The sequence below is a fragment of the Mesorhizobium sp. L-8-3 genome (assembly GCF_016756615.1).
In the GTDB taxonomy this organism is placed as follows: domain Bacteria; phylum Pseudomonadota; class Alphaproteobacteria; order Rhizobiales; family Rhizobiaceae.
This window is the reverse complement of the sequence record NZ_AP023262.1, coordinates 2,777,459-2,789,342: the sequence shown is the minus strand read 5'-3', so window position 1 is coordinate 2,789,342 and position 11,884 is coordinate 2,777,459. Positions and strand designations below refer to the sequence as shown.

Genomic DNA, 11,884 nt, shown 5'->3' with positions numbered 1-11,884 from the left:
CATTCCCCTCAAGCCGCTTCGTAGCGGGTAACCTGGATCGGTCCGGGCGTGCCGCTGGTTTCGGCGAAGAAACGCCGAAGCAGGTTCTTCGAGGCGAGCGCCCGGTAATCGGCCGAGGCGCGCATGTCGGTGAGCGGCGTGAAGTCCTTGTCGAAGGCGGCAATGGCCGCCTCGACCGTGGCCTCGGTCCACGGCCTGCCCATGAGCGCCGCCTCGACCGCCGCCGCGCGTTTCGGCGTGGCAGCCATGCCGCCATAAGCGATGCGGATGCTGCCGACCGTTCCATCCCTGGCGAGCGTCAGATGGAACGCGCCAAGCGTCGAAGTGATGTCCTCGTCGCGGCGCTTGGACACCTTGTAGACGGCGAAGCGGCTGGTCTTCGCCGGAAAGGGAACGCGCACCGACTCGACGAATTCTCCGGGCCTGCGGTCCTGCTTGCCATAGGCGACGAAGAAGCTCTCGAGCGGGATCGTGCGCCGTTTCTTGCCTCTGCGCAGCGTGAGTTCCGCCCCGAGCGCGATCAGCGGCGGCGGCGTGTCGCCGATCGGCGAACCGTTGGCGATGTTGCCGCCGATCGTGCCCATGTTGCGGACCTGCTCGCCGCCGAGGCGATCGATGAGGGGCCCCAGCGCCGGGATCTTTTTCGACAAGGTCGCGAAGGCTTCGGTGTAGGTCACGCCGGCGCCGATGGTGACCGCCCCCTTCTCTTCCGTGATCGCGCGCAGTTCGTCGAGCCCGCCGATGAAGACGACAGGCGAGATCTCGCGCATGAACTTTGTCACCCAGAGGCCGACATCGGTCGCGCCGGCCACGACGGTCGCCTCGGGTTCTGCCTCGAGCACCCTGGCGAAATCGTCGACATTGGCGGGCACCACCAGGCGCTTCCGCCCTTCGCCGATCTCGACCCGGGCCCCGTCGGCGAGCGCCGCCAGGCGCGCCGCCACGGCCTTGCGCTCGGCCGCCAGCGGGTCTTTCGCGGCCTTCCCGTAGTTCGATACGGCGCGCGCGGCGCGCATGATCGCCTCATAGCCGGTGCAGCGGCAGAGATTGCCCTGCAGGGCCTTCTCGATCGCCGCGTCGGAGGGCTGCGGGTTCTGCATCCACAGACCGTAGAGCGACATGACGAAACCCGGCGTGCAGAAGCCGCATTGCGAACCGTGGAAGTCGACCATCGCCTGCTGGACGGGGTGGAGCTGGCCGTCGCTTCCCTTGAGATGTTCGATGGTCACGACATGGGTTCGTTCGAGCGATCCGAGGAAGCGGATGCAGGCGTTGACGCTTTCATAGACGAGCCGGCCGTCGACCAGCTTGCCGATCAGCACGGTGCAGGCGCCGCAGTCGCCCTCGGCGCAGCCTTCCTTGCTGCCGCGCAGCGCACGGCGCAGCCTCAGATAGTCGAGCAGGGTCTCGTCGGGCGCGACGTCGGCCAGCGAGACGTCCTCGCCGTTGAGGATGAAGCGGAGCGTGTTTCGGGTCTTCATCTTGGCCATGCTCAGCTCCCGCGATAGGTCGAATAGCCATAGGGCGAGATCAGCAGCGGCACATGGTAATGCGCGGCCTCCGCCATGCCGAAGCGGATCGGCACGATGTCCAGGAATGCCGGCTGAGGCAGCGCGGCGCCCTGCCGGCGCAGATAGTCGCCGGCGGAAAAGACCAGCTCGTATTCGCCGGCCGCGAACTCCGCTCCCTGCAGCAGCGGGGCATCGCAGCGTCCGTCGTCATTGGTCGTGACGGTCTTCAGATGCGTGCGGGTCTCGCCGCTCAGGCGGTAGAGCGAGATGGATAGGCCCGCGGCGGGCTTGCCGGATGCCGTATCAAGCACGTGGGTCGTCAGACGCCCGGTTTTCTCAATCGACATTCGGCCTCCCATTGCCGGTACATTCGAACGCGAACGGTAATCTATGCCCGAATTGAGGGCTATGCATTAGAGGCCAAGGATAAAACCCGGTGAAGCGGAGCGTCACAAAAAGACTTTCAAAAATTTTCGAGGGAATGAAGCCCCGGCCCTTTGATATCCTGCCTTTGGCAATTCGGAGAGTTCGATGCGTTACGTCAGAGACATGCGCGGCTACGGCGCCAATCCCCCCGATCCGAAGTGGCCGGGCGGCGCCTATGTCGCGGTTCAGTTCGTCGTCAACTACGAGGAAGGCGGCGAGAATTGCGTGCTCCACGGCGACGCCGCATCCGAAGCCTTCCTGTCGGAGATCGTTGGCGCACAGCCGTGGTCCGGCCTCCGTCATTGGAACATGGAATCGATCTACGAATATGGTGCGCGGGCCGGCTTTTGGCGGCTGCATCGCATGTTCGTGGAAACCGGCGTGCCGGTCACCTGCTACGGTGTTGCCACCGCGCTGGCCCGCTCCCCCGACCAGGTCGCGGCCATGCAGGAAGCCGGCTGGGAAACGGCTTCGCACGGCCTGAAGTGGATCGACTACCGCGACTACGGCGCCGAGGACGAACGCCGTGACCTGGCCGAAGCGGTCCGGCTGCACGCCGAGGTCACCGGCGAGCGGCCGACAGGCTGGTATACGGGACGCACATCCGCCAACACCGTCCGGCTGGTGGCGGAAGAAGGCGGCTTCGATTACGTCTCCGACACCTATGACGACGAACTGCCCTACTGGCTCGATCACGACGGCCACGGCAATCCGATCCGGCCGCAGCTCGTCATTCCCTATACGCTCGACGCGAACGACATGCGTTTCGCGACACCCCAGGGCTTCAACTCGGGCGACCAGTTCTTCGCCTATCTGAAGGATGCCTTCGACACCCACTATGCCGAAGGCAAGGCCGGCCGGCCGCGCATGATGAATATCGGCCTGCACTGCCGGCTTGTCGGCAGGCCAGGCCGCGCCGCCGCACTCCGCCGTTTCATTGACTATGTGAAGAGCCACAACAAGGTCTGGCTCGCCCGGCGCATCGATATCGCCCGCCATTGGCATGAGCATCATCCCTACAGCGCGCCGGCGCTGCGTCCCTCGCGCCTCGGGCGCGACGAGTTCGTCGCGAAGTTCGGCGGCATCTTCGAGCATTCGCCCTGGATCGCCGAGCGCGCCTTCGATCTCGAACTCGGCCCGGCCCATGACAGCGCCGGCGGGCTGCACAATGCGCTGTGCCGGGTGTTCCGCTCAGCCAGCGAAGCCGAAAGGCTCGGCGTGCTGACGGCGCATCCGGATCTCGCGGGCAAGCTCGCCCAGGCGAAGCGCCTGACAGCGGAATCGACGAGCGAGCAGGCTTCGGCGGGGCTCGACGCCCTCACCGATGCTGAACGCGAGCGTTTCACCAGGCTGAACGCCAACTATGTCGCCAGCTTCGGCTTCCCGTTCATCATCGCGGTGCGCGGCAAGACCAAGGCCGAAATCCTGGCTGCCTTCGAGACCCGGATCGGCAATGACCGCGCCACCGAATTCGCCACAGCCTGCCGGCAGGTCGAGCGCATCGCCCTGCTCAGGCTGAAAGACATTCTGCCCGCCTAGGAAACGTGCCCATGGTCGACCGCACCTACTACGCCCCCCGGGGCGGACATCCCCCGCAGAGCCAGCTCCTGACCGGCCGCGCCGTGTTCACCGAAGCCTATGCGGTCATCCCGAAAGGGGTGATGCAGGACATTGTCACGAGTTTCCTGCCGCATTGGGAAGGCACGCGGCTCTGGGTGCTGTCTCGCCCCCTGTCGGGCTTTGCGGAAACCTTCTCGCAATACGTCATGGAAGTTGCCCCCGGCGGCGGCAGCGACAGCCCCGAGCCCGACAGCACCGCGGAAGGCGTGCTGTTCGTCGTCGAGGGCGAGATCGCCGTCACGGTCGCGGGAAGGAAGCACATCGTCGAAAAGGGCGGGTTCGGCTTCCTGCCTCCCGCGAGCCGCTGGTCGCTGCGCAACGAGAGCGGCGGCACGGCCCGTTTCCACTGGATCCGCAAGAGCTACGAATTCGTCGACGGCATCGACATTCCCGAGGCCTTCTTCGCCAACGAGGCCGGGATCGAGCCGAGCGCGATGCCCGGCACCGACGGCGGCTGGGCCACGACCCGCTTCGTCGACCCCGCCGACCTGCGCCACGACATGCATGTCACCATCGTGACGCTGAAGCCGGGCGCGGTCATCCCCTTCGCCGAGACCCATGTCATGGAGCACGGGCTCTATGTGCTCGAAGGCAAGGCCGTCTACAGGCTCAACCAGGATTGGGTCGAGGTCGAGGCCGGCGACTTCATGTGGCTGCGCGCCTTCTGCCCGCAGGCCTGCTATGCCGGCGGCCCCGACAATTTCCGCTACCTGCTCTACAAGGACGTCAACCGACACATGAAGCTCGGCGCAGGCCGGCGATAGAGCATCGGATTTGCCCCGAAACCGGGTCCACTTTCGTGTCCGATGCTCCAAGGGCGGCTGACGCCAGACTGGAGGAAAATGCCATGCAGCGGATCGTCGCCAGGATCCTGACGCGGGAGAATTTCGCCGAGTTCGGCGACGTGATCGATACCGCGACGGACAACCATTATCCGATCAATGGCGGCAAGGCCGAGCGCTACCATGCCCTGGCCCGGGCCGAGGCGGCCGGGCCGAACGGCCATGTGCTGATCAATCTGTTCAGGGGCACCCCTTATGATTTTCCCTTGAAGCTTTCGATGGTCGAGCGCCATCCCTTCGGCAGCCAGGCCTTCATCCCGCTGTCGCCGCACCCCTTTGTCGTGGTGGTCTGTCATGACGGCGAGGACGGCCCGGCGACGCCGCATGCCTTCCTGACCAGGCCCGGCCAGGGCGTGAACTATCCACGCAATCTCTGGCATGGCGTGCTGACGCCGGTCGGCGAGCCGCAGGATTTCGTCGTCGTCGATCGCGGCGGCGACGGCTCCAACCTCGAGGAGTTCCACTTCTCGCACCCTTATGAAATCCATCTCCCTGTCGAGGATTGAACCCATGACCGATGTCTCGCTGATCGACAGGCTCTTCGACGTGATCGAACACGACATCGTGCCGAAGACGGCCGAAGGTGTGGCTCACGGCAACAAGCTGTTCGGCGCCGCCATCCTCAGGAAGGACGATCTCTCGCTCGTGCTCGCCGAGACCAACAACGAGACGGAGAATCCGCTCTGGCACGGCGAGGTGCACTGTCTGAAGCGTTTCTACGAGATGTCGAAGGCGGATCGGCCCGACACGAAGGATTGCGTGTTCCTGGCCACGCATGAGCCCTGCTCGCTCTGCCTGTCGGCGATCACCTGGACCGGCTTCGACAATTTCTACTACCTGTTCAGCCACGAGGATTCGCGCGACTCCTTCGCGATCCCGCACGATCTGAAGATCCTCAAGGAGGTCTTCACGCTCGAACCCGGCGGCTACAACGCCGAGAACGCCTATTGGAAGAGCTTTTCGCTGCGCAAGCTGATGCGTCAGTTGCCCGAGGCCGAGCGCGCCCGGCTGGAAGCGCGCGCCGGAGCGATCGCGGCCCGCTACGACCGGTTGTCCGAGACCTATCAGTCCGGCAAGCAGGACAACGACATTCCCCTGAATTGACGGCGGCATCCATTCAGCGCTTCTTCGCCGTCTCGTATATCTCCGATCGCTCACGTTTTCCGATGGCGATGACGAGAACCACCAGCCTGTCATCGACGACTTCATAGACCAGCCGGTAGCCGATGCTCCGCAGCTTGATCTTGTAGCGGTCCTTCGCTCCGAACAGCTTCGCTGCCGGAATCCGAGGATTCTCGCACCGTTCCTTCAGCTTCTTTCGGAACTGGTCACGCGTATTGGCATCAAGCCGTTTCCATTCCTTCAGGGCGGGTTCGAGGAACTCGATGTCATATTTCATCGAGATTGACCGGGACCCGCGGTTCATCCTTGCGGGCATCTGCGATGGCATTGAGCTCCAGGTCCTCGAGCCGGTCCATCAGCGCTTCGAAAGCCTTTGCAGGAACACAGTAAAAGGCCGGTTCGTTGTGATTGAGGATTGCCACCGGGAAGCCGTCCCCTGCTGCGACCGTACCCATGGGATTCTTCTTCAGCTCCGAAACGCTCGCCGTCACCTCGGCCAGGATCGTATGGGGCATACCAATCTCCGTTCTAAATATGGCACCTAAAATAATACCAAATTAGATACAGGCAATGGGTATTTCATCAAGCTAACGAGGAGAAATTGGGACACCTTCGCGGCGCTCGTGGCGTTTCTGACAGGGTATCGCGACGAATGGGGACAAGAATTCGGGGAACCGGCCGCTCCCGCGCGAGGTCGTCGAGTTCCGCGACTGGGTGTATCGTCATGTCGGATGGTTGCCGGCTGCCGGATCGTAACGCCCCTGGCCATCCTTGTTTCGCCGGCCACCGCTACGCAACGATCCGCGGCGACGCGTGGCCCGACGCATCGGACACAGGCGCCGTCGCGAAAAGAACAGTCCGAGCGCTCGCAAACCTTCAGCTTTGTGCCGGTGCGACGCGGACAGTGTTCTTTTGACCGGTCGCATCGAGGCCCATCCAGGCGAAAGCCCGGCCTTCAACTGCGATTTCGAGGAAGTGATCCGTCGCGCCCATCCTTGACCAGGCGCGGCTTGGTCCAGCATGCATTGCCAATTACGCCACCGAATGTCGCATTCGGCCTTGCGGCATGGTTTCCGTTGCGGCCAATATTCCCTACACAAAAATCATAAAAAATACCCTTGGTCAGTACCAACGGAGTGAGGAGCACTCGATGTCCAATGAGCTGGAATTCCTGAGCAGACGCGTTGCCGCCGGCAAGATGAGCCGGCGTGATTTTCTCGGCCGCGCCGCAGCGCTCGGCGTCGCCGCATCTTTCGCCAACACGCTTCTTGGCAGTGCAGCCAGGGCGGCGGGCCCGGTCAAGGGTGGTACCTTGAAGGCCGGCCTGGTCGGCGGCGAGGCAACCAACAGCCTCGATCCGGCGAGTTTCCTGAGCCAGGTGCCTTTCAATTTCGGCAAATGCTGGGGCGAGTATCTCGTGCGGTTGAACCGTGACGGCTCCCTGGAGAACCGCATCGCCGAGGAGATCGGCGCTTCGGACGACGGCAAGACCTGGACGATGAAGATCCGCGACGGGATCGAGTTCCACAACGGCAAGACTGTGACGGCGCAGGATGTCGCTGCGACGCTCGAGCGCCATTCGGACGCGAACTCGAAGTCCGGCGCCCTCGGCGTCATGAAGGGCCTCTCCGCCATCAAGGCCGACGGCAAGGAGGTGATCGTCACCCTGTCCGAGCCGGATGCCGACTTCCCTTATCTGATGGCCGATTATCACCTCATCATCCAGCCCAATGGCGGCAAGGACAATCCGAGCGAGGGCGTCAGCGCAGGCCCCTACAAGGTCACCGTCAATGAGCCGGGTGTCCGCCAGGGCGGCGAGCGCTTCGAGAATTTCTGGGGCGGCGACAAGATGGGGCATGCCGACCAGGTCGAGATCATCGTCATCAACGACGCCACGGCGCGCACGGCCGCGCTCCAGAGCGGCCAGGTGCATCTGATCAACCGCGTCGAGCCGAAGATCGTCGACCTGATCAAGAACATTCCCGGCGTCACGATCCAGAACGTCGCCGGGCGTGGGTTCTATCCGTTCAACATGTTCTGCGACACGCCTCCGTTCGACAACAACGACGTGCGCATGGCGCTGAAGCTCGCGATGGATCGCGAGGAGATGCTTGAGAAGATCCTGCGTGGCTACGGTTCGGTCGGCAATGACTTCCCGATCAACAAGGCCTACCCGCTTTTCTCGGACGACATCGAGCAGCGCAAGTTCGATCCGGAGAAGGCCGCGTTCCACTACAAGAAGTCCGGCCACAGCGGCCCGATCCTCCTCAGGACATCCGACGTCGCCTTCCCCGGCGCGGTCGATGCCGCCCAGCTCTACCAGCAGAGCTGCGCCAAGGCCGGCATCACCATCGAGGTCAAGCGCGAGCCGGGCGACGGCTACTGGTCGGAGGTCTGGAACAAGCAGCCCTTCTCGCTCTCCTATTGGGGCGGCCGCTCGACGCAGAACCAGATGTACTCCACCGCCTATCTCTCCGGCGCCGACTGGAACGACACGCGCTGGAAACGGCCTGAATTCGACAAGATGGTGCTGGCCGCGCGCGCGGAACTCGACGAGGCCAAGCGCAAGGCCATGTATCGCGACATCGCCATCGTCATGCGCGACGAAGGCGGGCTGATCGTCCCCTTCTTCAACGAGTTCATCGACGCGTCGAACGACAAGGTGGCCGGCTACGAGAAGCACCCCGCCGCCGAACTGATGGACGGTTACGCGCTCGCCGAGTGCTGGGTCGCGGCCTGAGTCCAGGCTGCCCGATGCGCTCTCCCATCGTGAAACTGGTTGCCCAGCGCATAGCGCTGGGCATCCTCTTGCTCCTGGCCGTTTCGGTCCTGATTTTCGCCGGCACGCAGATCCTGCCCGGCGACGTCGCGCAATCCATCCTTGGCCAGTCGGCCACGCCGCAGGCGCTGGCCAATCTGCGCGAGGAACTCGGCCTCAACGATCCCGCCTATGTCAGATATTTCCGCTGGCTCGGCGGCGTGCTGACAGGCGACCTCGGCACCGCGCTCACCAGCCGGCAGGATATCGCCGGATCGCTCGGCGGCCGGCTGTCGAATACGCTGTTCCTGGCCTTCTGGGCCGCGATCCTGTCGATCCCGCTGGCAATCGCGGCGGGGCTGATCGCCGTGCGCTACCGCAACGGGCCGGTCGACAAGACGATATCAGGCATCGCGCTCGCCTCGACCTCGCTGCCGGAGTTCTTCATCGGCTACCTGCTCGTCTATTTCGTCGCGGTGAAGCTGCAATGGCTGCCCAGCGTCTCGACGGTCTATGACGGAATGCCCTTCCTCGACCGGATGAGAGCCATCGCGCTCCCCGCATTGGCGCTGACCTTCGTGGTCTTCGCCCATATGATGCGCATGACGCGCGCGGCGATCCTCAACGTCATGCAGTCCGCCTATATCGAGACGGCGGAGCTCAAGGGCCTGTCGCCGCTCGACATCATCCGCCGGCACGCTTTCCCGAATGCGATCGCGCCGATCATCAATGTGGTGATGCTCAACCTCGCCTTCCTGGTGGTCGGCGTCGTGGTGGTCGAGGTCATCTTCGTCTATCCCGGCATGGGGCAATATCTCGTCGACCACGTCGCCAAGCGCGACGTCCCGGTAGTGCAGGCCTGCGGCCTGATCTTCGCTGCGGTCTATATCGGGCTCAACATCGTCGCCGACATCGCCGCGATCATCGCCAATCCGCGGCTCAGGCATCCGAAATGAGGGGGCGGCGATGCTCGACCTGAAACGCATTCCGCCGGGCGCCTGGCTCGGCCTCGTCCTGACGACGGCATTCCTCGTCATGGCGATCTTCGCCCCGCTGCTGTCGCCCTATCCGATGAGCGAGATCGTCGGCGACGTCTGGCAGCCGTCTTCGGCCGACCATTGGCTCGGCACCGACAATCTCGGCCGCGATCTCCTGTCGCGCATCATCTACGGGGCGCGGACCACGATCTTTATCGCGGCGGCGGCGACCGCCCTCTCCTTCGGCCTCGGCTCGATCCTCGGCTTCTCTGCCGCGGTGATCGGCGGCTGGGTCGACACGGGAATGTCGCGCCTGGTCGACCTGTTGATGGCGATCCCGACCCTGATCTTCGGACTCGTCATCCTGTCGGTTCTGCCGTCCACGCTGACGACACTGATCCTGGTGATGGGGCTGCTCGATTCCACCCGCGTCTATCGCCTGTCGCGGGCGGTCGCGGTCGACATCAACGTCATGGATTTCGTCGAGGCGGCCAAGCTGCGCGGCGAGGGCTGGAGCTGGATCATCTTCCGCGAGATCCTGCCCAACGCACTGTCGCCGCTGGTCTCCGAACTCGGCCTGCGGTTCATCTATGCCGTGTTGTTCCTCTCCGCGCTGTCCTTCCTCGGGCTGGGCGTCCAGCCGCCGGAGGCCGACTGGGGCGGCATGGTCAAGGAGAACAAGGACGGCATCGTGTTCGGCGTGCCGGCGGCGCTGATCCCGGCAGCGGCGATCGCGCTTCTCGCCATCTCGGTGAACCTCGTCGCCGACTGGGTCCTCAACCGCACGACCGACCTGAAGGGAGGGCGGGGCAATGGCTAGGAAAAGCGTCGTCAAGAAGGACAGCGAACGCCTTCTCGACATCCGCAATCTCAGAATAGAGGCGACCGTCTACCCGCCCGGCGAGGATCCGCGCACCATCATCATCGTCGACGGCGTGTCCCTCACGCTCAATCGTGGGCGCGTGCTTGGCCTGATCGGCGAGTCCGGCGCAGGCAAGTCCACCATCGGTCTCGCCTCCATGGGCTATGGCCGTGGCGGCGTCAGGATCACGGGCGGCGAGGTCATCCTCAACGGCCGCGACATATTGCAGGGCGGCAAGCAAGGTCTGCGGCAGCTTCGCGGCTGCGAGGTCTGCTATGTCGCGCAGTCGGCGGCCGCGGCATTCAATCCCGCGCACCGCCTGATGGACCAGGTCGTGGAATCGTGCCTCGAGCACGGCCTCGCCAGCCGCGCCGAGGCGGAGGGGCGCGCCGTCGCGCTGTTCAGGAAACTCAGCCTTCCGGACCCCGAGAATATCGGCAAGCGCTTTCCGCACCAGGTTTCCGGCGGCCAGCTGCAGCGCGTCATGACGGCGATGGCGCTGTGCCCCGAGCCCGATCTCATCGTCTTCGACGAGCCTACCACAGCGCTCGACGTGACGACCCAGATCGACGTGCTCGCCGCGATCAAGGAGGCGATCCGCGACACCGGTGTAGCCGCGCTCTACATCACCCACGACCTCGCGGTCGTGGCCCAGGTCGCCGACGAGATCATGGTGCTTCGCCACGGCAAGCTGGTCGAATGGGGTGAGACACGCCAGATCATCAAGGAGCCGCGCCAGCAATATACCGGCGCGCTCGTCTCGGTGAACCGCATCGAGCACGAGGAGCACAAGCCGGGCAAGACGCCGCTTCTTTCGGTCGGCAATCTGACGGCCGCCTATGGCGGCGGCCTGGTCAAGGTGCTGAAGAACGTATCCGTCGACATTCCGCCGGGCCAGACGCTGGCCGTGGTCGGCGAATCCGGCTCCGGCAAATCGACGCTGGCGCGGGCCATCACCGGGCTGCTGCCGCCGCTGGAAGGTTCCATATCCTTTGCCGGGCGCAGGCTGGCCAACCGTCTGGCGGACCGCAGCAAGGACGATCTGCGCGAGTTGCAGATGATCTACCAGATGGCCGATGTCGCCATGAACCCGCGTCAAACCGTCGGCACCATCATCGGCCGGCCGCTGGAGTTCTACTTCGGCCTGAAGGGCAAGGAACGCGATGGCCGGGTCGCCGAGCTGCTCGACAAGATCGAGATGGGCAAAGGCTTCGTCGACCGCTATCCGGCCGAGCTTTCAGGCGGCCAGAAGCAGCGTGTCTGCATCGCCCGAGCGCTCGCCGCCAAGCCGAAGCTGATCATCTGCGACGAGGTGACGAGCGCGCTCGACCCGCTGGTGGCCAACGGCATCCTGAAGCTTCTGCTCGAACTGCAGAAGGAGGAGGACGTCGCCTACATGTTCATCACGCATGATCTGGCGACGGTGAAGGCGATCGCCGATTCGATCGCCGTCATGTATCGCGGCGAGGTGGTGCGCTACGGACCGAAATCTCAGGTGCTGACGCCGCCCTTCGACGCCTATACCGACCTGCTGCTGTCCTCCGTGCCAGAAATGGAGATCGGCTGGCTGGAAGGCGCGATCAAGGGCCGCCGCATGGAAAGTGCGGGGAACTGAAGGTCAACAGGTGATATCCCTCGTTCCCCCTCTTTTCGAGCGAGTAGCGAATAGCGAGTAGCGAATAGGAAAGGGGTGACAGCGACGGCTCGCGGGACTGCCGCGCCCTCTTTCCTTCCCCTACTCGCTATTCGCTATTCGCTACTCGCTA

Annotated in this window: 12 protein-coding genes; 8 read left to right on the top strand and 4 right to left on the bottom strand. The window is 64.2% G+C overall.

The window, feature by feature from the left end; genetic code table 11:
- Positions 1–8 precede the first annotated feature (8 nt).
- The gene (xdhA, locus tag JN302_RS13135) at positions 9–1,490 is read right to left on the bottom strand and encodes a xanthine dehydrogenase small subunit (RefSeq protein ID WP_202333169.1); all 1,482 of its coding nucleotides are present in this window, start codon (positions 1,488–1,490) and stop codon (positions 9–11) included.
- A gap of 2 nt (positions 1,491–1,492) precedes the next feature.
- Positions 1,493–1,858 (bottom strand): hydroxyisourate hydrolase, encoded by a 366-nt coding sequence (uraH, locus tag JN302_RS13130; protein WP_202333168.1) that lies wholly within the window; start codon positions 1,856–1,858, stop codon positions 1,493–1,495.
- A gap of 184 nt (positions 1,859–2,042) precedes the next feature.
- Between uraH and puuE the strand changes: the two genes are divergently transcribed.
- The 4 genes from puuE to JN302_RS13110 all read left to right on the top strand — a co-directional run bounded on the left by puuE (position 2,043) and on the right by JN302_RS13110 (position 5,503).
- Entirely contained in the window at positions 2,043–3,476 is a 1,434-nt protein-coding gene (puuE, locus tag JN302_RS13125; RefSeq protein ID WP_202333167.1) for an allantoinase PuuE, read from the top strand.
- 11 nt (positions 3,477–3,487) lie between these two features.
- The gene (locus JN302_RS13120; RefSeq protein ID WP_202333166.1) at positions 3,488–4,321 is read left to right on the top strand and encodes a bifunctional allantoicase/(S)-ureidoglycine aminohydrolase; all 834 of its coding nucleotides are present in this window, start codon (positions 3,488–3,490) and stop codon (positions 4,319–4,321) included.
- A gap of 83 nt (positions 4,322–4,404) precedes the next feature.
- On the top strand, positions 4,405–4,905 hold the full coding sequence (locus JN302_RS13115; RefSeq protein ID WP_202333165.1) for an ureidoglycolate lyase: 501 nt from the start codon (positions 4,405–4,407) through the stop codon (positions 4,903–4,905).
- A gap of 4 nt (positions 4,906–4,909) precedes the next feature.
- Positions 4,910–5,503 (top strand): nucleoside deaminase, encoded by a 594-nt coding sequence (locus JN302_RS13110; RefSeq protein WP_202333164.1) that lies wholly within the window; start codon positions 4,910–4,912, stop codon positions 5,501–5,503.
- 13 nt (positions 5,504–5,516) lie between these two features.
- Here JN302_RS13110 and JN302_RS13105 read toward each other — a convergent pair whose 3' ends face one another.
- Positions 5,517–5,798, bottom strand: coding sequence for a type II toxin-antitoxin system RelE family toxin (locus JN302_RS13105; protein ID WP_202333163.1), 282 nt, complete (start codon positions 5,796–5,798; stop codon positions 5,517–5,519).
- Positions 5,788–6,036: a type II toxin-antitoxin system Phd/YefM family antitoxin gene (locus JN302_RS13100; protein WP_202333162.1), complete on the bottom strand. Its 249-nt coding sequence runs from the start codon at positions 6,034–6,036 to the stop codon at positions 5,788–5,790. The genes JN302_RS13105 and JN302_RS13100 overlap by 11 nt, the downstream gene beginning before the upstream one ends.
- Before the next feature lie 635 nt (positions 6,037–6,671).
- On the opposite strand from JN302_RS13100, the gene JN302_RS13095 reads away from it, so the two are divergent.
- The 4 genes from JN302_RS13095 to JN302_RS13080 are packed head-to-tail and all read left to right on the top strand — an operon-like array spanning position 6,672 to position 11,733.
- The gene (locus JN302_RS13095) at positions 6,672–8,261 is read left to right on the top strand and encodes an ABC transporter substrate-binding protein (protein WP_202312694.1); all 1,590 of its coding nucleotides are present in this window, start codon (positions 6,672–6,674) and stop codon (positions 8,259–8,261) included.
- Positions 8,262–8,275: 14 nt separating this feature from the next.
- Positions 8,276–9,235, top strand: coding sequence for an ABC transporter permease (locus JN302_RS13090; protein ID WP_202312692.1), 960 nt, complete (start codon positions 8,276–8,278; stop codon positions 9,233–9,235).
- A gap of 10 nt (positions 9,236–9,245) precedes the next feature.
- A complete protein-coding gene (locus JN302_RS13085) occupies positions 9,246–10,076 on the top strand; it encodes an ABC transporter permease (RefSeq protein ID WP_202333161.1) in 831 nt (276 codons plus the stop codon).
- Positions 10,069–11,733 (top strand): ABC transporter ATP-binding protein, encoded by a 1,665-nt coding sequence (locus JN302_RS13080; RefSeq protein ID WP_202333160.1) that lies wholly within the window; start codon positions 10,069–10,071, stop codon positions 11,731–11,733. Before JN302_RS13085 ends, JN302_RS13080 begins: the two co-directional genes overlap by 8 nt.
- Positions 11,734–11,884 lie beyond the last annotated feature (151 nt).